Source organism: Streptomyces sp. GD-15H, assembly GCF_045291515.1.
Lineage (GTDB): Bacteria > Actinomycetota > Actinomycetes > Streptomycetales > Streptomycetaceae > Streptomyces.
On the sequence record NZ_CP149447.1, the window covers coordinates 3,060,695 to 3,079,520 of the forward strand.

General features: G+C 70.7%; 21 protein-coding genes and 2 pseudogenes. 11 read left to right on the forward strand and 12 right to left on the reverse strand.

What is annotated here, in order from left to right:
* Positions 1-2 precede the first annotated feature (2 nt).
* Positions 3-190: pseudogene (locus tag WJ438_RS14095) on the reverse strand (site-specific integrase); the annotation flags it as partial.
* Positions 191-295: 105 nt separating this feature from the next.
* Between WJ438_RS14095 and WJ438_RS14100 the strand changes: the two are divergent.
* The 3 genes from WJ438_RS14100 to WJ438_RS14110 all read left to right on the forward strand — a co-directional run bounded on the left by WJ438_RS14100 (position 296) and on the right by WJ438_RS14110 (position 2,422).
* Positions 296-778, forward strand: coding sequence for an Asp23/Gls24 family envelope stress response protein (locus WJ438_RS14100; protein ID WP_406729683.1), 483 nt, complete (start codon positions 296-298; stop codon positions 776-778).
* A gap of 73 nt (positions 779-851) precedes the next feature.
* The gene (locus tag WJ438_RS14105) at positions 852-1,022 is read left to right on the forward strand and encodes a hypothetical protein (RefSeq protein WP_406729972.1); all 171 of its coding nucleotides are present in this window, start codon (positions 852-854) and stop codon (positions 1,020-1,022) included.
* Between the two features lie 182 nt (positions 1,023-1,204).
* Positions 1,205-2,422, forward strand: coding sequence for a PP2C family protein-serine/threonine phosphatase (locus tag WJ438_RS14110; RefSeq protein ID WP_406729684.1), 1,218 nt, complete (start codon positions 1,205-1,207; stop codon positions 2,420-2,422).
* 399 nt (positions 2,423-2,821) lie between these two features.
* Here the strand turns inward: WJ438_RS14110 and WJ438_RS14115 are convergent, their stop codons facing one another.
* The 5 genes from WJ438_RS14115 to WJ438_RS14135 form a co-directional block, all read right to left on the reverse strand.
* The gene (locus tag WJ438_RS14115; RefSeq protein WP_406725551.1) at positions 2,822-3,313 is read right to left on the reverse strand and encodes a DUF5994 family protein; all 492 of its coding nucleotides are present in this window, start codon (positions 3,311-3,313) and stop codon (positions 2,822-2,824) included.
* A gap of 66 nt (positions 3,314-3,379) precedes the next feature.
* Positions 3,380-3,652 carry a hypothetical protein gene (locus tag WJ438_RS14120; protein WP_406729685.1) on the reverse strand — a complete coding sequence of 91 codons (273 nt, stop codon included), beginning with the start codon at positions 3,650-3,652 and terminating at the stop codon, positions 3,380-3,382.
* A 262-nt stretch (positions 3,653-3,914) separates the two neighbouring features.
* Positions 3,915-4,451: a DUF5994 family protein gene (locus WJ438_RS14125; RefSeq protein WP_406725552.1), complete on the reverse strand. Its 537-nt coding sequence runs from the start codon at positions 4,449-4,451 to the stop codon at positions 3,915-3,917.
* A 438-nt stretch (positions 4,452-4,889) separates the two neighbouring features.
* On the reverse strand, positions 4,890-5,129 hold the full coding sequence (locus tag WJ438_RS14130; RefSeq protein ID WP_406725553.1) for a hypothetical protein: 240 nt from the start codon (positions 5,127-5,129) through the stop codon (positions 4,890-4,892).
* A 27-nt stretch (positions 5,130-5,156) separates the two neighbouring features.
* Positions 5,157-5,741 carry a dihydrofolate reductase family protein gene (locus tag WJ438_RS14135; protein WP_406725554.1) on the reverse strand — a complete coding sequence of 195 codons (585 nt, stop codon included), beginning with the start codon at positions 5,739-5,741 and terminating at the stop codon, positions 5,157-5,159.
* Positions 5,742-5,856: 115 nt separating this feature from the next.
* On the opposite strand from WJ438_RS14135, the gene WJ438_RS14140 reads away from it, so the two are divergent.
* Positions 5,857-6,492: a TetR/AcrR family transcriptional regulator gene (locus WJ438_RS14140; RefSeq protein WP_406725555.1), complete on the forward strand. Its 636-nt coding sequence runs from the start codon at positions 5,857-5,859 to the stop codon at positions 6,490-6,492.
* 13 nt (positions 6,493-6,505) lie between these two features.
* Here the strand turns inward: WJ438_RS14140 and WJ438_RS14145 are convergent, their stop codons facing one another.
* The 4 genes from WJ438_RS14145 to WJ438_RS14160 all read right to left on the reverse strand — a co-directional run bounded on the left by WJ438_RS14145 (position 6,506) and on the right by WJ438_RS14160 (position 10,697).
* Positions 6,506-7,111, reverse strand: a complete 606-nt coding sequence (locus tag WJ438_RS14145) for a hypothetical protein (RefSeq protein WP_406725556.1) — start codon at positions 7,109-7,111, stop codon at positions 6,506-6,508.
* A gap of 185 nt (positions 7,112-7,296) precedes the next feature.
* Positions 7,297-7,932, reverse strand: coding sequence for a GNAT family N-acetyltransferase (locus tag WJ438_RS14150; RefSeq protein ID WP_406725557.1), 636 nt, complete (start codon positions 7,930-7,932; stop codon positions 7,297-7,299).
* A gap of 151 nt (positions 7,933-8,083) precedes the next feature.
* Positions 8,084-9,160, reverse strand: coding sequence for a family 2 encapsulin nanocompartment cargo protein polyprenyl transferase (locus tag WJ438_RS14155; RefSeq protein WP_406725558.1), 1,077 nt, complete (start codon positions 9,158-9,160; stop codon positions 8,084-8,086).
* Between the two features lie 130 nt (positions 9,161-9,290).
* Positions 9,291-10,697, reverse strand: coding sequence for a family 2B encapsulin nanocompartment shell protein (locus tag WJ438_RS14160; RefSeq protein WP_406725559.1), 1,407 nt, complete (start codon positions 10,695-10,697; stop codon positions 9,291-9,293).
* Positions 10,698-11,003: 306 nt separating this feature from the next.
* On the opposite strand from WJ438_RS14160, the gene WJ438_RS14165 reads away from it, so the two are divergent.
* The 3 genes from WJ438_RS14165 to WJ438_RS14175 all read left to right on the forward strand — a co-directional run bounded on the left by WJ438_RS14165 (position 11,004) and on the right by WJ438_RS14175 (position 13,281).
* On the forward strand, positions 11,004-11,582 hold the full coding sequence (locus tag WJ438_RS14165; RefSeq protein WP_406729686.1) for an N-acetylmuramoyl-L-alanine amidase: 579 nt from the start codon (positions 11,004-11,006) through the stop codon (positions 11,580-11,582).
* A gap of 144 nt (positions 11,583-11,726) precedes the next feature.
* Positions 11,727-12,239 (forward strand): DUF6010 family protein, encoded by a 513-nt coding sequence (locus tag WJ438_RS14170; protein WP_406725560.1) that lies wholly within the window; start codon positions 11,727-11,729, stop codon positions 12,237-12,239.
* A gap of 97 nt (positions 12,240-12,336) precedes the next feature.
* A complete protein-coding gene (locus tag WJ438_RS14175) occupies positions 12,337-13,281 on the forward strand; it encodes a 1-aminocyclopropane-1-carboxylate deaminase/D-cysteine desulfhydrase (RefSeq protein ID WP_406725561.1) in 945 nt (314 codons plus the stop codon).
* Positions 13,282-13,311: 30 nt separating this feature from the next.
* On the opposite strand, the gene WJ438_RS14180 is transcribed toward WJ438_RS14175, so the two are convergent.
* Positions 13,312-14,904: a Na+/H+ antiporter gene (locus WJ438_RS14180; RefSeq protein ID WP_406725562.1), complete on the reverse strand. Its 1,593-nt coding sequence runs from the start codon at positions 14,902-14,904 to the stop codon at positions 13,312-13,314.
* Between the two features lie 60 nt (positions 14,905-14,964).
* On the opposite strand from WJ438_RS14180, the gene WJ438_RS14185 reads away from it, so the two are divergent.
* The 3 genes from WJ438_RS14185 to WJ438_RS14195 all read left to right on the forward strand — a co-directional run bounded on the left by WJ438_RS14185 (position 14,965) and on the right by WJ438_RS14195 (position 17,049).
* Positions 14,965-15,225: a UBP-type zinc finger domain-containing protein gene (locus WJ438_RS14185; RefSeq protein ID WP_406725563.1), complete on the forward strand. Its 261-nt coding sequence runs from the start codon at positions 14,965-14,967 to the stop codon at positions 15,223-15,225.
* Positions 15,226-15,481: 256 nt separating this feature from the next.
* On the forward strand, positions 15,482-15,895 hold the full coding sequence (locus WJ438_RS14190; RefSeq protein ID WP_015657891.1) for an anti-sigma factor: 414 nt from the start codon (positions 15,482-15,484) through the stop codon (positions 15,893-15,895).
* A 17-nt stretch (positions 15,896-15,912) separates the two neighbouring features.
* On the forward strand, positions 15,913-17,049 hold the full coding sequence (locus tag WJ438_RS14195; RefSeq protein WP_406725564.1) for an RNA polymerase sigma factor SigF: 1,137 nt from the start codon (positions 15,913-15,915) through the stop codon (positions 17,047-17,049).
* 51 nt (positions 17,050-17,100) lie between these two features.
* Here WJ438_RS14195 and WJ438_RS14200 read toward each other — a convergent pair.
* Positions 17,101-17,543: pseudogene (locus WJ438_RS14200) on the reverse strand (hypothetical protein).
* A gap of 128 nt (positions 17,544-17,671) precedes the next feature.
* On the opposite strand from WJ438_RS14200, the gene WJ438_RS14205 reads away from it, so the two are divergent.
* Positions 17,672-18,640: a diacylglycerol/lipid kinase family protein gene (locus WJ438_RS14205; RefSeq protein ID WP_406725565.1), complete on the forward strand. Its 969-nt coding sequence runs from the start codon at positions 17,672-17,674 to the stop codon at positions 18,638-18,640.
* Positions 18,641-18,826 lie beyond the last annotated feature (186 nt).

Sequence of the window (18,826 nt, forward strand, 5' to 3'; positions counted from 1 at the left end):
GATCACGCCGCTTGACCTGCGATTATTCGATCGTCTGGTCTACCTGTCCGCACCCGGTCCGCAGGCCGCCGAGAACGGCGTCCATGACGGTCCGGGTGCGGTCTTCTTCGCCCGGCCACAGGTGGGCGAAGATCCGCAGCGTGATGACGGCGGACGTGTGGCCGAGAACGAGCGTGCACTCCTGCACTGAAATATGATGCACAACACATCATGTGTGAGGGGTGTGCTGGCCCGCATGTCCACCCTTTCGACGGGCGCCACCTCGGTGTCCGACCGACCGATCGAGGTGACCGCCATGACGGACAACATCACCAGCGTCGGCGGGGGCAGCCGGCCCGATGCGGACGCGAGCACGCTGAAGGGCCGTACCGGGGCCGGGGCTCCGGCCGAGACACGGGGGAAGACCACCATCGCGGACGGCGTGGTGGCCAAGATCGCGGGCATGGCCGCCCGCGAGGTACCTGGCATCCACAACCTCGGGGCGGGCATGGCCCGTGCCTTGGGCGCCATGCGGGAACGCGTCCCCGGCGGAGGCGGAACCGTCACGCGAGGAGTGAAGGTCGAGGTCGGCGAGCGGCAGGCCGCCGTGGACCTGGACGTCGTCGTCGAGTACGGCGTCTCCATCGTCGACGTCGCCGGTGACGTACGCACCCACGTGATCAGCGCCGTGGAGCGGATGACGGGCCTGGAGGTCGTCGAGGTGAACATCGCCGTCGACGACGTCCACCTTCCCGACGAGGAGGAAGAGGCCGAACCGGACGAGGGCCGCGTGAGGTGATCCACCGCCTCGCCCTGGATGGGCGCGGGCGATCGCGCGAACGGTGACGTACGTGCGCGAAACGGGTGAGTGCATGATGAACGCAGCGACGATGGGCCTCGCGGCCGGCATGGCCCTGGGCTTCGCCGGTTACTTCGGCGGCTTCTGGGCGTTCCTACTGGTCCTGGTCCTGGGTACGGCGGGGCTGATCGTCGGCCTCGTCGTGCAGGGCGACCTCGACCTCCGTGGCCGAGGGCAGCGGTGAGGACCCGGCCCGGCGCGCCGCCATACCTCCCGACCCGGGCGGACCGGCGGCACCCGGCGCCTCCGCCACCATCCGTACCGGATCGGTGCGCCACGCTGCTCCGGCCGGCCAGGCTGCGTCGGGAGTTCGTGTGCACAGTTTCTTCGTGAGGAGCCATCGGAGCGTCCACCGTGGCCACGGCGATGACGGGCGGTGAGCGGCAGGGCAGTGGAGGAGACACCGACCGGCCGGAGGGGTTCGGGGAGGAGCTTCTGGGGGCTCTGCTGGACCAGGAGCACGAGTTGCCGGCACATCTGCTCGGTCCGCTCGTCGCGCGGCAGGTAGGCAGGCTCGGTGGCCGCGAGACCTCGATCTTCTTGCAGGACTACGGTCAGGTGTGGCTTGTGCCCCTGCCGGGCGACGGGCTGACGGCCGGGGATCCGCAGCCGATCGACGGCTCCGGTGCCGGTCGTGCCTTTCAGGAGGCGCGTCGTGTCGAGGTTCCACAGGCCGACGGTGTGCGGGTCTACCTGCCTCTGCTGGACGGCGGCGACCAGATGGGTGTCCTGGCCGTCACTCTGAACGGCATCCACGACGACGACCGGCGGCTGCTGCGCAGGATCGCCGCTCTGGTGGCCGACATGTTGGTGACCAAGCACGGGTACACCGATCTGTTCTTCCAGGTCCGGCGCAGAGAACCGATGAGTGTGGCGGCGGAGATCCAGTGGTCACTGCTGCCGCCGCTGGCTATGTCCACGCCTCGGGTCATGTTGGCCGGAATGCTGGAGCCCGCCTACGGCGTGGCCGGCGACAGCTTCGACTACGCCCTCAACGGTGACGTGCTGCATGTGGCCATGGTCGACGCAATGGGGCACGGCCTGGATGCCGCCACGATGGCCACGGTGGCCATCGGTGCCTACCGGCATGCCCGGCGGATCAGCGTCGGCCTGTCGGAGATCTATGCGTTCATGGACCGGGCCATCGCCGAGCAGTTCGGCCCCGACCACTTCGTGACCGCTCAGATGATGCGGCTCGACACGAGGACGGGCCGTGTCCAGTGGGTCAACGCGGGACATCCCGCCCCCTTGCTGATCCGCGGACACCGTGTTGTCCGGCGGCTCCGCGGCCCGACGACGCTCCCTGTCGGCTTCGGCGGTCACGAGCCCCGGATCAGTGAACTGGCCCTCGACCCCGGCGACCGGATCATGTGCTTCACCGACGGGTTGATCGAGGAACACCATGTCGGTGGTGAGGAATTCGGTGAGGAACAGCTCATCGGCTGGGTGGACCGCACCGAACGTACGGCGTATGGGATCCGGGCCGTGGCCCGCACCCTCTCCCACACGCTCAAACGGGCACGGGGCGGGATCACGACGGACGACGCGACGCTCCTGCTCATCGAGTGGCGCGGCGCCGACTGACAACGTGACCACCCTTGACCCGGCCTGCCTGCGGCACGGTCGCTTCGACCACGTGCTGCCCCTCGGCCCTCCCGACCACAGCGCCAGGACCGCACTGTGGAGGAGCTACCTGGCCCGAGCGGGCGCCCAGGCCGACAGCGCGGCACTCTCGTCCGCCGACGAGGGGTTCGCCCCCGCCGACATCGCCCACATGGCACGTACTGTCTCCCAGGCCCAGTTCGAGCGCACCTTCGACACCGGCACCCAGGCTCCGCCCAACACGGACGACTACCTGGCCACGATCCGCGACACCCAGCCCACGGTCAGCAGCGCCACGGCCCAGGAGTTCACCGAGCAGACCGAGAAGCTCACCCCTGTCCAGCGTCCTGGCTTCCGGAGATCCGGTCTGCGACGGAGGTGTCAGTTCGGTGGAGACGGCGTGTCGCTGCCAGTGCCGACGTCGATGAGGATCTGTTCGGCCCCGGTGACGTTGTCGGCCCGGACGGCCCTGGCCATCGCGGCGCGTGCCGCGTCAGGCATCGTGTCCGGCGGGACTACCAGCAAGGAGAAATGATCCCGGTCGCCTCGGGTGATGAGGACGGTGTCGTCACCGACCGGGAAGGAGTCGATGTGCACGACTCGGCCGTCGATCACCAGCCGTGTCGGCGGTTCGTCCCAGGCGCTGGCGTCCAGACCGACGCGGGTGACGGGTCCGAGATGCTCGGTCAACGCGGTGATCAGCGAGGGAAGCTCGGCGCCGACGTCCCGGGACCGCGGCCACCAGGCACCGTCCAGGATTCCCTCGCGTGCGTGTGTCGTCTCCAGTCTCAGCAGGGCCGTCCCGGGTCTCACCGGCTGGTGGACGGCGTCCGGCAGCAACCTGGGAGTGTCGGGGGTGCCGGAGTCGGTCATGGGGTCCGCCCGTCCTTCGTATGCCGGTCGCACGCCCTGCGGCCGCACGGTCTCTGTGGACGCGGCTCAGTCACGCTCTTCCTCTTCTGTCTCCAGCTGCCGGATCCCCTGGTGCGTCAGCGTGATCATCGCGGGCGTGTTACCCCTCCCCCAGTCGACGACGACCCAGCCTTCGCCCGCCAGATACGTACAGGCGGCAGCCAGCTCCTGCTCAGGGATGCCGAGGTCGTTGCGGAGCTTCGCCCCGTCGACGCCCAGGAGGCGATTGCCCTCGGCGGCTTGGTACAGAGCCCGCATGATCTTCTCGCGGTACATCTTCCGCTCGCGCAGTATGGCCATGACGTGCCGTCCTCTACGGCCCCCGGCCGGGCCGAAGTCGATGTCATCCGCGGTCGCTGTCGCGGTGGGGCGTGCCGGGGCGGTCGCGTCCACCGTCGGCCGGCGGTGCCTCCGGGTCCGGCGGCCGATCCCCGGCAGAGCCTCGCTGTAGTGGAAGGCGGCGATCCGTTCGTCGTGCTGAGCGTTGAGCCGGTGGAGCAGAGCGACTCCGACAGCGATCAGGACGAGCAGCGCGGCCACGGCGATGACAGTCATGGTCCTCTCACCTCCGTTGGCCGGCGGGCGAACGCCCTGTCGAGCCGATGGGCCGGGGCAGGGACGACGGCGGACCTACCCCGCCGTCGGTTTCCCACGCTTCCTCCCCGCTTCGGGCATCGATCCTGTCTGCTGCTTCCTCCCGGCCCGGAGCTTCGACACCGTCACCCGCCATCAGCCGTGCGGCGGCATCCACACCGGTTTCCGGCGGAATCACCAGCACGTCCCGGCGGCCACCAGTGGAGAAAAGGGTCATCCGGTGCGGATCCTGCTCCTCGGTGCACCAGTCCACATGCACGGTGCGCCCGGCGACGGACACCCAACGCGGGATGACGGGCCAGTGGTCCGGGTTCACCGTGACACCTGTGATGCGGCCCCAGAGGTTGCCCAGTGCGGCGGTCAAGGCCGGCAGCTCACGGGTGAGGGCACGGGACCGAGGCCACCACATGCCGTCCAGCCCGCCCGGCGCGGGCGTCAGGCACAGGCGAGCTGGCAGCGACGGCGCGCGCCCGCTCGATGTCGTACGGTCGATGGTCACAGTCATGGCGCAGACCTGCCCCGGGCTCGTGGGGCGGCCCGGCCTTGTCGATCACCGGAAACGGCACCCACGGCGGAGCCGGTACGCGAAGAACTCCCGGTGTCTTCACACTGCTCCGCCCGCTGGCCCGAAAGGCCGCGGATGACCAGGTACTTCCCTGCCTCGGGACCTGGCTTCCGGCGCCCGGTGGCGAGCCGGGACAGAGCCGGTCCTTGCGCTCAGCATGCCCTTGAGAGCGGTTGACCAGGGTCCACGAAGGTGCGCTCCGCCCCTCGGCGATCCGGCATCAGCCACGTCTGCCCCCGGACGGGACAGCAGTCCGCACATGGTCCGCGAGACGCCCGGTCAAGACCGTCGCGCCCCCTCGTCAGCGATCACAAAAAGGCCAGGCCAACGGCCCGCGAGGAAGATCCCCACAGGTCACCGGGCAACCGCGGGTGCGCGTCAGGGCGCGGAACGCGGGCCTGTTTCCTCCGTGGGGGCCGCGTTCTCGGCGGGCTCGGTTCGGAGGGACTCGGTGGGAGTGCCGGCGTCGGCCTCTCGGCCCGGGTACCGCTCGCACTCACGGTTGCCGCATGGTCCGGGGACCCAGGTCGGGACCCATGCGCCCAGCGTCTTGTGACGCCGGACGACCATCTCCACTGGCTGTCCGCAGGCGGGACAGACCGGTTCATCGCTGCCCATGCACCCCAGGGTAGGCCCGACGGCGGGTCAGCGCTTCCTGCTGTACGTCCGAACCAGCACACCGTTTTTGAACGTACGCACCGACTCGAGCGCGAACTCCGTCACCGCGAAGTCCGCGCCGAACATCGGCATGCCGGCGCCCTGCACGATCGGGTACGTCTTGACGACCAACTCGTCGATCTCGTCGAGCAGCTCACCGGCGAGCGCGGAGCCGCCGCACAGGTAGATGCCGAACGCGCTGTCCTCGGCCTTCAGTTCCCGGACCCGGCCGACCAGGTCCTCGGCGATGATCTCGACGTTCGGGTCGGGCGACTCGCCCAGCGTGCGGGAGGCGACGTACTCGCGCAGGTGGGCGTACGGGCTGGTGAGGCCCTCCTTCAGGACTATGTCGTAGCTGCTCCGGCCCTGGATGACGGTGTCGAACCGCTTGTTCGGCAGATCGTCGATGCCGAGGGAGCGGCGCCCGTGGGTGGGCAGGGTCTCCGGGTACTCCGTCTTGAGGAACGCGAAGAACTCCTCGTCGACGAAGCGCATCATGGCCGACGCGTCGCCCTCCAGGTCTCCGATGAAGCCGTCGATCGAGCAGGCGATGAAGTAGGTGAGCTTTCGCAACGCGGTCTCTTTCCGTAGGTTGTCCTTGTTCGCGAACAACTCCAGTTGTAGTACTTCGCCTGTAGTGGTTGCAAGGGGATTACGGGCAGGGTGAAAGGGAGGAGGGGGATTCCGTATGGCCGCCAACCCCGAGCGCCGCACGGCCCTGATCGACGCCGGGATCGCGGTGCTCGCCCGCGAGGGGGCCAGGGGGCTGACGTTCCGCGCGGTGGACGCGCAGGCCGGGGTGCCGGTGGGCACCGCCTCCAACTACTTCGGCGGACGGGACGACCTGCTGCGCCAGATCGACGCGCGACTGCACGTACGGCTCGCCCCGGACCCCGCGGTCGTCGCCGAGCTGCTGGCCCGGCCGCGGGACCGCTCGCTCGTCACCGCGTTCATGCACGACCTGATGGCGCGTGCGACCGGCGACCGCACGGGCTACCTGGCCCTGCTGGAGATGCGGCTGGAGGCCACCCGCCGCCCCGAACTGCTCGCCTCCTACACCGCGTCGGTCCGTGGCGACCTGGTGGAGGGCATGGAGTTCCAGCGGGCCGCGGGACTGCCTGGCGGCGACGAGACGGTGGCGGTGCTGTACCTGGCCATGCTCGGCCTGATCCTGGAGCACCTGACCCTGCCGGGCGTCCTGGACGGCGTACTGCCCGGGGTGAGCGTGCCGGACGGGCTCGTGGAGCGGATCGTGGCCACGATCGTGCCGGAGAAGGCCGAACAGGTCGAGGGGGCGGAGACGGCACAGGCGGCGGAGGGGTAGAACGGAGTGGTCGTCATCGCCGGGTCCCGTGGCGGCCGGTGGCGGGTACGGCCCGCTCCCTGATGGCCGGTACGACCGGTACGGCAGGCACAGCCTCGCGTTCGGCGCCCGCGGGCCAGACGATCTCGACGGGGATGCCCCGGGCGCGGGCGTACGTCACCAGATGGGCGGTGGCGTCGCGGCCGTTGGACGGGGAACCGTCCCAGACCGCCAGGAGGAGGCCGCTGGAGGCGACCATCCGCTCGTCCGCGCCGACACAGGAATCGCGGTGATTCGGGTCGTACGCCAGCAGCCGCGCCTGGTCGGCGAGGTTCAGCAGCTCGCCGGTGGCCATCCGGTCGCGCCGGGGTGGCATGGCGGGAACCCCGTTGAACGCGGGGATGACGACGATCAGGCGGCGGCCCGACGCACACACCGCGCGGCCGAACGCCAGCGGCGCTCCCGCACCGCACCGCACCATGGCCGCTCCCCGCGCGAAGCGTTCCTCCAGACGCTCCCGCAGCTCGCACTCCACCAGCTCGAGCGCGCGCGGGGTGAGATCGGCGTGCCCGACCAGCGCGATCTCCCCGACTGCCACTCCCTTGTGTCCCACCCCGTTGTCACGCGCCGTTGTACTCATCTCGCCCCTGACAGTCCTCGGTGTCCGGTCCCGGGCCTCGTCTCCGGCCTGGCCCCAGGCCAGTGAAGCGGGGGCACGGGCCGGTGACCAGGGCCGAACGTCCCTGACTCGGGAGGGAAGAGAGGGAACAGAAGGGAGGAAGGGGAAGAGGGGAAAGAAGAGGGGAAAGGAGGGAAGCGGTGTGGTCAGGCGTGGTCGGAGGGCCGGCCGGTCGCACGGGTGCGGGGTTCGCGCCACATCGGCCACATGTGGGGGCCGTCCGGGAGGGGCAGGGGCTCGCCGGTCGGGGCGAAGCCGAGGCGTTCGTACAGCACGCGGCTGCGGACGCTGCTCGCCTCCAGATAGGCCGGCAGCCCCTCCCGGTCACAGCGGTCGAGGACCGAGCCGATGAGCGCGGTGCCGAGTCCCTCGCCCTGCCGGGCGGGCGTCACGCCGATCATCCACAGGTACTCGTGGGCCCGCCCGGAGGGGTGGATGCCCGCCGTCAGCCGACCGATCATCTCCACCCGCTCGTTCTCCGGGTCGACGGCCTGGCGCATCTGTGCCGGCCCCTCGTCGTCCTCGGGTGTCCCGGCACCGTGCTCCTCCGCCGGCACCGACAGCCACAGCGCGCACGCCGAGCCGTCCTCCGTGACGTCGACGCGTCCCTCGGCGAGCACGATGTCGGTGAAGGCGGCCATCAGCCTGTGGTGCGTCGTACGGCGGTGTTCCTCGCCGGGGAAGACCCACCTGCTCACCGGGTCGTCCTGGAACGCCTCGTCCAGGAGCCGGACCAGCAGTTCCCGGTCCTCGTCCCCAGCCGTCCGGATCGCCACGCCCATGCCCACCCCTTCGTCCCAACCCTCGCCGAATGTAAGAGAGTTGAGCCTAACGGGAGGGCGGCAGCCGACGCTTGCCGACGTCTCGTCCGGCCGCGCCACATGCGCGGTGGGTCCCGTACACCGTGGGGAAGTGCGGGACCCACCGGGCGGTCTACGCGGTGCGCCGTGTCACGAACTCGGCGAGGGCCAGCAGGCCGCCCGCCGCCTCCGGGTCGGGCACCGCGCGAGCGAGTTCCTGCATCACCCGGGCCATGCGGTCGGCCGCCTGGGCCTGCGCCCAGTCGCGGCCACCCGCCCGTTCCACGGTCAGGGCGATGTACTCCAAGTCCTCCTCGTCCGCGTGCGGAGCCCCGTACAGTCCGGCGAGTTCGGACGCCGCCGGGGTGCCCGAGGTGAGCGCGGCGACCACCGGCAGGGACTTCTTGCGGGCTGCCAGGTCCGCGCCGGCGGGCTTGCCGGTGTGCCGGGGATCGCCCCATATGCCGATCACGTCGTCGATGAGCTGGAAGGCCAGCCCCGACTCACGGCCGAACGCGTCCAGTGCCGCCACGTCCGCCGCCCCGGCACCCGCGTACAGCGCGCCGAGCGCGCAGGCGCAGCCGAGCAACGCGCCCGTCTTGGCCTCGGCCATGGCGAGGGTCTCCTCGAGGGTGACCTCGCCGGGGTCGCGCCCCTCCATGGCCGTGTCCGCCTGCTGTCCGGCGCACAGCTCCACGACGCAGTCCGCCAGCCGGGCCCCCGCGGCCCGGGCCGCGGGGTGCGGGTCCTCGGCGAGCAGCCGCAGGGCGAGCGCGTGGAGGGCGTCTCCGGTGAGGATCGCGCCGGCGTCGCCGAACACCGTCCACGCGGTGGGCCGGTGGCGCCGGGTGGCGTCCCGGTCCATCACGTCGTCGTGCAGCAACGTGAAGTTGTGGACCAGTTCCACCGCGGCGGCTGCCCGTACCGCCGCCGCCCGGGCCACGGGCCCACCGAGGGCGGAGGCAGCGGCGAGCACCAGTGCGGGGCGGATGGCCTTGCCGGACCCACCCGCGGCCGGGGTGCCGTCCGCGTGTTCCCAGCCGAAATGGTAGAGGCCGATCCGGCGCAGCGGGCCGGGCATCGAGCCGATGGCGGCCCGCAGCACGGGGGCGACCTCGGCCCGCGCCCGCTCCAGCAGGACCGTCGCCTCGGGGCACTCGGCGGGTCGGTACTCGCTCTCCGTCTTCGGCTCGGTCATCGATTCCGTCATGGACTCACCTCTGGACCCGTCTCGGAGGATGAGCGGAGGTGGTACTTCCGCCGGCGTCACGCGCGTACCCCAGGGTGTACCCGCCCGGGTGGGCGGGGACACGGCGTACGAGCCGAAAGATCGCGAAAGGTCACCTCCAGCGACCGATTTCGACGTTCTCCAGGACGCCGAGCGCGTCCGGCACCAGGACGGCGGCCGAGTAGTAGGCCGTGACCAGGTATTTGATGATGGCCTGTTCGTTGACGCCCATGAAACGCACGGAAAGGCTCGGCTCGATCTCGTCGGGGATGCCGGACGCCCGCAGGCCGATGACGCCCTGCTCCTCCTCGCCCGTACGCAGCGCGATGATGGAGGTCGTACGCTCCTCGGTCACCGGGATCTTGTTGCACGGGAAGAGGGGCACACCCCGCCAGGTGGGGATGCGGTTGCCGGCCACGTCGATGGTCTCGGGGACGAGCCCCCGTTTGTTGAGCTCGCGGCCGAACGCGGAGATCGCGCGCGGGTGGGCGAGAAGCAGCTTGGTCCCGCGCCGCCTGCTGAGCAGTTCGTCCAGGTCGTCGGGGGCGGGTACGCCGTCGTGCGGCTGGATCCGCTGGTCGTACTCGCAGTTGTGCAGCAGGCCGAAGCCCCGGTTGTTGATGAGTTCGTGCTCCTGACGTTCCTTCAACGCCTCGACGGTCAGCCTGATCTGCTGCTCCGTCTGGTTCATGGGCTGGTTGTAGAGGTCGGCCACGCGCGTGTGGATGCGCAGCACGGTCTGGGCGACGCTCAGTTCGTACTCGCGGGGCCTGGCCTCGTAGTCCACGAAGGTGTGCGGGATGTCCGGTTCCCCGCTGTGGCCGGCCGCGAGATCGATCTCCCGCTCGCCGTACTTGTTGGTGCGCTGGCTCGGAATGGAGCGCTGCTCCCGGAGGTGCCCGCGCAGCGTCTCGGACCGCTCGGCGACCTGCTCGACGGCGTCACGCGGCAGGGCGAGCACGGTGCAGGCGGTCAGGGTGCGGGTGGTGTACTCCCAGATGGCGCCCTCGTCCAGGAGCGACTGGTCGCCGAAGTAGGCACCGTCGGCGAGGACTCCGAGGGACTCGTCGTCGCCGTAGGGGCCGGTGCCGACCTTCTCGACCCTGCCGTGGGCCAGCAGGAACACCTCGTCGGCCGGGCTGCCGAACGAGGCGATCACCTGGCCGGCCCCGATCTCCCGCTGCCGGCAGCGGGTGGCCAGCTCCGCGAGCACTTCCTCGTCCTCGTACGACCGCAGGGCCGGCAGTTCGCCCAGCTCCGCCGGGATCACCTCGACGCGGTCACCGGTCTTCACGAAGGTCACCCGTCCGTCGCCGACGGCGTACGTCAACCGCCGGTTCACCCGGTACGTACCGCCCTGCACGTCCGTCCAGGGCAGCATGCGCAGCAGCCAGCGCGAGCTGATCCCCTGCATCTGCGGTACGGACTTGGTGGTGGTGGCCAGGTTCCGCGCCGCCGCCGTACCGAGGCTCTGCTGCTGCCGGGTCCGCTCCGTGCGGACCTCTTCGCCTACCGACATAAGGAATTGCCCTCCCGGTTGTGACCGGCGCCCATCCATGCCGGGCGTCGGTCTCCGCGACAGAGCCTTCCTCACGGAGCGTGTCCGCGGTATTACCCGAATGAGCGGGAATGGATCTTCAACTCCATGGGCACTCATGGGGATTCCGTTCAGCGGCGGCCCGGCGACCGGACATTGTCCGGATCGGCTCGTACGGGCACCGGACGAGTGGTTGCGCTCGCTCTGTCTAGGTAAAGCACCGGTACGAGGCGGCCGCGACCGGCGGCCGTCGCGGTGCGAGAAGGAGGCGCGGCCATGGCCCCACCCATGTCCGCGAGCGCGTTCCTGAGCGCTCTGAAGGCGGAGGGTCTCACGGTCGTCGAGGTCGGCGACTGGCGCGATCACCACCGCAATCACAAAGGCCCCTGGGGCCCGGTCCACGGCGTGATGATCCATCACACGGTCACCCGGGGCAGTGCCCGGACCGTCGACCTGTGCCGCAAGGGCTACGCGGGCCTGCCGGGGCCGCTGTGCCACGGCGTCATCACCAAGGACGGCCGGGTCCACCTCGTCGGCTACGGCAGGGCCAACCACGCGGGCCTGGGCGACGACGACGTGCTGCGCGCGGTGATCGCGGAGAAGTCGCTCCCCGCGGACAACGAACGGAACACCGACGGCAACCGGTACTTCTACGGCTTCGAGTGCGAGAACCTGGGCGACGGGGACGATCCCTGGCCCGCGGCGCAGCTGGAGGCCATCGAGAGAGCCGCCGCCGCGGTCTGCCGCCGCCACGGATGGAACGAACGGTCGGTGATCGGGCATCTGGAGTGGCAGCCCGGGAAGGTGGATCCGCGCGGGTTCACGATGGCGTCGATGCGGGCGCGCATCCGTGACCGGCTGAAGTGACGCGGCGCGGGACGCGGGCGTACGGGGTGCCCGACCCGGCCTGGCGGCAATCCGCCGGAAGCTGTCGTCCGGCCCCCCCGGGAGCGCGGGAAATCCGCTTCCGGCATGGTGGCCGTCCCAGGTCGTCCCAGGAAAAGGCCCCGCATGCAGTACGTCGCCCCGATCGGCATCGGTGTCCTCTACGCCCTGCTCATGCCCCTCGTCCGCGAGCCGCACCGGCGGCGTCTGAACGCCGTCATGATCGCCGGTGCGGGCGCCGCCTACCTCAGTGGGGGCGGCCTGGGCGGCCGGGAGTTCGCCTTCACGGCGCTGATCACCTATGTCGCGTTCCGCGGCCTCGACTCGTGGACGCTCATCGGTGTCGGCCGGCTGCCGCACACCGCGTGGGACGTCGTCCACCACCTCAAGGGCAACCCCCTCATCCCGTTCGCCCCCACCTTGTCGCCGGGCTGCGCGATCTGCGACCCGGTGATCGCCCTGTGGTGCCTGTGGGGAGGCCCGTCCCTGATCGACCTCGTCCGCCACCGGGGTCGCGGCCACCGCCACGACACCACGGAATCCACCTCCGTCGGAGTCGCCGGGCGGCCCTGTACCGGGAACCGGCCCCGAGCGGTAGTTCGACCTGACGGAGAGCACCGGCCATGCGTTCGCCCGTAGCGCGGCCGACGGCGGCGGAATTCAGCCATGCTCGCCCCACCCGGCCGGCGCCCGCCCCGCCCGGTGCCCCGCCCCCCTGCCGGGTGACAATGACCCGGTGACCAGCCCGGACACCCCCGACCCCGCATCCGCCGCCCCCTCCGCCGACCGGGCGGGCCTCGCGGATCTGCGCCCCCGCCTGCCCTCGCCGGTGCAGGACATCGTGGACGAACGGTTCGAGCGGCACGGGGTCCGGCTGGTGCTGAAGCGGGACGACCTGATCCACCCGGAATTGATCGGGAACAAGTGGCGCAAACTCGCGCCGAACCTCGCGGCGGCGGCCGGTCGGACAGTGCTCACCTTCGGCGGCGCGTACTCCAACCATCTGCGGGCCACCGCCGCCGCCGGACGGCTGCTCGGTCTGCGCACGGTCGGCGTGGTGCGCGGCCAGGAGCTCGCCGACCGCCCTCTCAACCCCTCGCTGGCCCGGTGCGCGGCCGACGGCATGCGGCTGTGCTTCGTCGACCGGGCGACGTACCGCCGCAAGACCGTCCCGGAGACGCTGGCCGCCGTCCTGCGCACGGTGGGTGCCGAGGACGCGTATGTGGTTCCCGAGGGCGGCAGCAACTCCCTCGCCGTACACGGCTGCCGGGCGCTCGGCGAGGAACTGGCCGAGCGGGCCGACGTGGTCGCGGTGGCCTGCGGCACCGGCGGCACGCTCGCCGGGCTCGCCGCCGGACTCGGCTCCCGGGGGCGCGCGCTGGGCGTTCCGGTCCTCAAGGGTGGCTTCCTGGCCACGGACATACGGGCGCTGCAGACCGGGGCTTTCGGCGGTCCACGCGGCGAATGGCGTCTCGACGACCGCTTCCACTTCGGCGGTTACGCCCGTACCGCCCCGGAGCTCGAGGCGTTCGCCCTGGACTTCGAACACCACCACGGCATACCCGTCGAACGTCTCTATGTCGCCAAACTGCTCTATGCCCTTGTCGTCCTGGCTGAAGAGAACGCGTTCCCGCGCGGGAGCACGGTCGCCGCCGTCCTCACCGGGCGCCCCTTCCCGTGAGCACGGGTTCCCGCGAGCACGGCAGTCGCTCTACGCCGTCTCCCGGTACGCCGCCGCCTCCTCCAGGTCCAGTCGGCGCAGCAGGGTCCGCAGCATCTCGTCGTCGAGGTAGCGAGCGTCGCGGAGTCTGACGAACACGTCACGCTCCGCGCTGATCATCTCCCGTGACAGCCGCCGGTAGGTGTCGTCGACGGACTCCCCGGTGACCGGGTTGGTACGCCCCAGACGTTCCCAGACGGCGTTGCGGCGGCGCTCCAGGACGATGCGCAGACGGTCGGCGAGCGGGGCCGGAAGAGCATTGCGCTCGTCGGACAGGAGCTCGTCCAGCCGCTGCTCGGCCGCCCGCGAGGCCTGTGCCTGGGCGTTGGCCTCCGCGAGGGTTTCCGCCTGGAGGTCGCGCCCGGGGAACTTCAGCAGATGGATCAGCGGCGGCAGCGTGAGCCCCTGCACCACCAGCGTGCCGATGACCGTGGTGAAGGTCAGGAAGAGCAGCAGGTTGCGCTGCGGGAAGTCCGCGCCGTCGACGGTGAGCGGGATCGAGAAGGCGATGGCCAGCGAGACCACGCCCCGCATCCCCGCCCACGCGATGACGAACGGCGTCTTCCAGCCGGGTCTGCCCTCGCGTTCCCGGATCCGCGCCGACAGCAGGATCGGCAGAAAGGTCGCCGGGTACACCCAGACGAACCGCGCGACGACGACCACCGCGAAGACGGCCAGCGCGTACCGGGCGGCCTCGGCGCCCGCGTACGCTCCGAGCCCTCCGACGACGATCGGCAGTTGCAGCCCGATGAGAGCGAACACCGCGGACTCCAGGACGAACGCGACCATCTTCCACACCGCCTGCTCCTGGAGCCGGGTGGCGAAATCGACCTCCCACGCGCGGTGTCCCAGATAGAGCGCGACGACCACGACGGCGATGACCCCGGAGGCGTGCACCTGCTCGGCGGCCGCGTAGGCGACGAACGGGATCAGCAGGGAGAGGGTGTTCTGCAGCAGCGTCTCTTTCAGGTGGGTGCGCAGCCAGTGCAGGGGCGCCATGAGGGCCAGGCCGACCACGAGGCCGCCGAACGCCGCGAGCAGGAAATCGCCGACTCCCCCGACCCAGGTCGTGCCCTCCCCGACCGCCGCCGCGACGGCCACCCGGAACGCGGTGATCGCGGTGGCGTCGTTCAGCAGGGACTCGCCCTGGAGAATCGTGGTGACCCGGGACGGCAGCCCGACCCGGCGCGCCACCGCCGTCGCCGCGACCGCGTCCGGCGGGGCCACCACGGCGCCGAACACCAGAGCCGCGGTGAGCGACAGACCCGGCACGAACAGATACAGGGCCCAGCCGACGGCGACGGTCGCGAACAGCACGTAGCCCACCGACAGCAGCGCCACCGGACGCAGCTGTGCCCGCAGATCGAGATAGGAGCTGTCGATGGCCGCCGTGTGCAGCAGCGGGGGCAGGAGGAGCGGAAGGACGATGTGCGGGTCGAGCGTGTAGTCGGGCACGCCGGGGACGTAGCTGACCGCGAGTCCGGCCGCGACCACCAGCAGCGGGGCCGGCACCGGGGTGCGCCTGGCCGCCGCGGAGATCGCGGCACTGCCCGCCACCAGCAACAGCAGCGGCATCACGTCCATGTCGTGCCCACCCTCGAATCTCCGCGCAGCAATCCGTGCAGCCGTCGTAATCTGGCCATCATGAAACAGTGCACGCACCTCGACGCGTTGCCGCTCCCGGAACCCGTCCCCCTCACCAAGACGTGTCCGGAGTGCCTGCGGGACGGCACGGACCCGGTGCAGCTGCGCCTGTGTCTCAGCTGCGGTCACATCGGCTGCTGCGACTCCTCGCTCGGACGGCACGCGACGCGGCACCACCGGGAATCGGGCCACCCCGTGATACGGACCCATGAGCCCGGTGAGGACTGGCGTTGGTGCTTCGTCGATCACGTACTCGTGTGACCGGAAGGGACCTGGGTGCCGTACGGTTCGACCGTCTGACGCCTGGGTACGTCAATGCGGCGCGCGCTCTTCCCATTTGGGCCCGCAGACCTCTAGCCACGGAGTGTGTCCGTGGCTTTACTATGAGTGACAGCATGAGGTCGGGGTCCCGGGGACAGGACCCTCGGGAGCGCGGTAGCGTCACCGCTGAACCACGTATCGCGTTGTCCGGGGGCGGCCCCGGTCCTGAAACGCTTGTACCACCTTGGAGGTGAGGGTGTCCCAGATCGCAGGCGAGCCCGCGACCCAGGACTTCGTGGAAGTCCGGCTGCCGGCCGCGGGTGCCTACCTGTCGGTGCTGCGTACGGCCACGGCCGGTCTCGCGGCCCGGTTGGACTTCACCCTCGACGAGATCGAGGACCTGCGCATCGCGGTCGACGAGGCCTGCGCGATCCTGCTTCAGCAGGCCGTGCCGGGTTCGGTGCTCAGTTGTGTCTTTCGCCTCGTCGACGACTCGCTCGAGGTCACGGTCTCGGCGCCGACCACGGACGGTCACGCTCCCTCGCGTGACACCTTCGCGTGGACCGTCCTGTCCGCTCTCGCGGGCAAGGTCTCCTCCGCCGTGGACGACGACAAAACCGTTTCGATCAGCCTCTACAAACAGCGCGGCGCGGGACCCGGGCCGGCGTGAGGAACGAGGACGGGCCGGTGCGGGACGAAGAACACGGCACACGGGGGCTGCCGACCGAGCGGATGCCGGGCGGTATCGACGGCATCGACGCCATCCCGGAACAGGCCCGGCCCCATCCGGAGGACGCCTCCGCTCAGGCCGGTCCGCCGGGCGGCGGACAGCCCGGCGGTGCCGCACGGAGTACGCCCGAGGCCGGGCGGCTGCCCGGGGCCTCCCCCGGACACCAGGAAGCCCCGGCGCGCGCAAGGCCGACGGCGGGGGACGAGGCGAGCGCTCGGGGAAGGGCGACGGGCGGGACGATGAACGAGCACGAGCGACACGCCGAGAGCGAGGTGCCGCGGACGCCGGGCGCACAGCGCGCCCCGGAGGCCCCGGGAGCGCACGGCGCACAGCGCCACCCGCAGGACCGCAGCGGGGCACGCGCCTTGTTCCTCGAGCTGCGCACCCTGCAGGACGGCAGTCCGGAGTACGCGGAGCTGCGCAACCGGCTGGTCCGCATGCATCTGCCGCTCGTCGAGCATCTCGCGCGCCGTTTCCGCAACCGCGGGGAGCCGCTGGACGATCTGACCCAGGTCGCCACCATCGGTCTGATCAAGTCGGTCGACCGCTTCGACCCGGACCGCGGCGTGGAGTTCTCGACGTACGCGACCCCGACGGTCGTCGGCGAGATCAAGCGGCACTTCCGCGACAAGGGCTGGGCGGTGCGCGTGCCGCGCCGGCTGCAGGAGCTGCGGCTGGCGCTGACCACGGCCACGGCCGAGCTCTCGCAGCTGCACGGCCGTTCCCCCACGGTGCACGAGCTCGCCGAGAAGCTGGCGATCTCGGAGGAGGAGGTCCTGGAGGGCCTGGAGTCCGCCAACGCGTACTCCACGCTGTCCCTGGACGTCCCCGACACCGACGACGAGTCCCCGGCGGTCGCGGACACCCTGGGCGCCGAGGACGAGGCGTTGGAGGGGGTGGAGTACCGCGAGTCGCTCAAGCCGCTGCTGGAGGATCTCCCGCCGCGCGAGAAGCGGATTCTGCTGCTGCGCTTCTTCGGCAACATGACCCAGTCGCAGATCGCGCAGGAGGTCGGCATCTCGCAGATGCACGTCTCCCGGCTGCTGGCCCGCACGCTGGCGCAGCTGCGCGAGAAGCTGCTCGTGGAGGAGTGAGCCGCCGCGCGGTGGGAGTGAACGGCAGCGGCGGGCCCGGGAGGTGGGGAGCTACTTCTCGGCGTTCCCGGGCCCCCGGATGCCGAGGGCCCGGGTCGTCTCGGGGTTGAGCAGCAGCACCAGTGCCGTCACGGCCACCACCGCGAGCACGATTCCCGCCGGGATGGCCACGCTGTCGGACTTCAGCAGGTTGTAGGCCACCGGCAGCGCCAGGAGCTGGGTGATGACGGCCGGGCCGCGGCTCCAGCTGCGGCGGCCGAGCAGCCCGCGCGCGGCGAGCAGCGGCAGCAGTGCGAGCGCCATCAGCGTGAGTCCGCCGGTGACGGCCTGCTGCCGGTCGTCCGGTTGACCGGTGAGCCCGCGGACCAGCATCCAGACCCCGCCGGCCAGCAGGCCCAGCCCCTCCAGGGCGGCGAGCCCCGCGGCGTACGTCAGACGGCGCGGGCGGGGCCGGCGACGTCCGGAGGGGTGGTGGGGGTCTGCTCGCTGCTCACCCTTGAAGGGTAGCCCTCGCCGTACGCGTCCCCGTGCCGAGGCGCGCACCCCTGGTCTCCCCCTATACCCGTTTCCGATCGCCCCTCGGCCTGGGCTCCGGTACCGCCCAGTAGGTACCCTGCAACGCATGCGTGCACTTCTCGTGGTCAATCCGGCGGCAACCACCACGAGTGCGCGTACGCGCGATGTGCTGATCCACGCGCTCGCCAGTGAGATGAAACTGGAAGCGGTGACCACGGAATACCGGGGTCACGCGCGGGACCTGGGCCGGCAGGCGGCGGAGAGCGATGACATCGATCTGGTGGTGGCCCTCGGCGGCGACGGCACGGTCAACGAGGTCGTCAACGGCCTGCTGCACGCCGGCCCCGACCCGGAGCGTCTGCCCGGCCTCGCCGTGGTCCCCGGCGGCTCCACCAATGTCTTCGCCCGCGCCCTGGGCCTGCCCAACCAGCCCGTGGAGGCCACCGGCGTCCTGCTGGACGCGCTGCGCGAGGGCCGCGAGCGCACCGTCGGTCTGGGCCTGACGTCGGGCACGCCGGGGACGGACGACGAGGCCGTGCCGCCCCGCTGGTTCACGTTCAACGCGGGGCTGGGTTTCGACGCCGGTGTGGTCGGCCGGGTGGAACAACACCGTGAGCGTGGCAAGAAGTCCACCCACGCGCTGTACATGCGTCAGGTGGTGCGCCAGCTGATCGGTGAGCCGCGCCGGCGGCACGGGGTGATAACGCTGGAGCAGCCGGGCGAGGACCCGGTCGCCGATCTGCTGCTCTCCATAGTGTCGAACGCCTCCCCGTGGACGTTTCTCGGCAATCGCCCGATCTACGCGTCGCCTAAGGCCTCGTTCGATACCGGCCTCGACATCTTCGGTCTGAAGCGGCTGTCCACCGCCGCCGTTGCCCGGTATGGCACCCAGTTGCTCACTTCGTCCCCCGAGCGCGGACCCCGGGGCAGGCATGTGGTCGCCGGACACGATCTGACCCAGTTCACCTTGCATTCGAAGGTGCCACTACCCCTCCAGATGGACGGTGACCACCTCGGACTGCGCACCAGCGTGACGTTCACAGGCGTTCGCCGTGCACTGCGTGTGATTGTGTGAGCGGAAAAGGCTAAAGTCCTTTCACTCGAACGTTTAGGCCAGGATCCACCCCATAGAAGTACGGCTGTGACCTAGTCGACACCGATGATTCAAAAAAAACTTTCCGGAAGGGGTTGTATCCGCCGCCGAGGTTTGCGAGTCTCTACATGGCGATCGGGACGGCCCGCCACATCGGCCTCCACAGAT

Excerpts from the sequence above, each read along its gene's own strand:
- WJ438_RS14100 (WP_406729683.1), top strand. The coding sequence starts at position 296 with ATGACGGACAACATCACCAGCGTCGGCGGGGGCAGCCGGCCCGATGCG.
- WJ438_RS14105 (WP_406729972.1), top strand. The coding sequence starts at position 852 with ATGATGAACGCAGCGACGATGGGCCTCGCGGCCGGCATGGCCCTGGGC.
- WJ438_RS14110 (WP_406729684.1), top strand. The coding sequence starts at position 1,205 with ATGACGGGCGGTGAGCGGCAGGGCAGTGGAGGAGACACCGACCGGCCG.
- WJ438_RS14115 (WP_406725551.1), bottom strand. The coding sequence starts at position 3,313 with ATGACCGACTCCGGCACCCCCGACACTCCCAGGTTGCTGCCGGACGCC.
- WJ438_RS14120 (WP_406729685.1), bottom strand. The coding sequence starts at position 3,652 with ATGGCCATACTGCGCGAGCGGAAGATGTACCGCGAGAAGATCATGCGG.
- WJ438_RS14125 (WP_406725552.1), bottom strand. The coding sequence starts at position 4,451 with ATGACTGTGACCATCGACCGTACGACATCGAGCGGGCGCGCGCCGTCG.
- WJ438_RS14130 (WP_406725553.1), bottom strand. The coding sequence starts at position 5,129 with ATGGGCAGCGATGAACCGGTCTGTCCCGCCTGCGGACAGCCAGTGGAG.
- WJ438_RS14140 (WP_406725555.1), top strand. The coding sequence starts at position 5,857 with ATGGCCGCCAACCCCGAGCGCCGCACGGCCCTGATCGACGCCGGGATC.
- WJ438_RS14145 (WP_406725556.1), bottom strand. The coding sequence starts at position 7,111 with ATGAGTACAACGGCGCGTGACAACGGGGTGGGACACAAGGGAGTGGCA.
- WJ438_RS14150 (WP_406725557.1), bottom strand. The coding sequence starts at position 7,932 with ATGGGCGTGGCGATCCGGACGGCTGGGGACGAGGACCGGGAACTGCTG.
- WJ438_RS14155 (WP_406725558.1), bottom strand. The coding sequence starts at position 9,160 with ATGACGGAATCGATGACCGAGCCGAAGACGGAGAGCGAGTACCGACCC.
- WJ438_RS14160 (WP_406725559.1), bottom strand. The coding sequence starts at position 10,697 with ATGTCGGTAGGCGAAGAGGTCCGCACGGAGCGGACCCGGCAGCAGCAG.
- WJ438_RS14165 (WP_406729686.1), top strand. The coding sequence starts at position 11,004 with ATGTCCGCGAGCGCGTTCCTGAGCGCTCTGAAGGCGGAGGGTCTCACG.
- WJ438_RS14170 (WP_406725560.1), top strand. The coding sequence starts at position 11,727 with ATGCAGTACGTCGCCCCGATCGGCATCGGTGTCCTCTACGCCCTGCTC.
- WJ438_RS14180 (WP_406725562.1), bottom strand. The coding sequence starts at position 14,904 with ATGGACGTGATGCCGCTGCTGTTGCTGGTGGCGGGCAGTGCCGCGATC.
- WJ438_RS14185 (WP_406725563.1), top strand. The coding sequence starts at position 14,965 with ATGAAACAGTGCACGCACCTCGACGCGTTGCCGCTCCCGGAACCCGTC.
- WJ438_RS14205 (WP_406725565.1), top strand. The coding sequence starts at position 17,672 with ATGCGTGCACTTCTCGTGGTCAATCCGGCGGCAACCACCACGAGTGCG.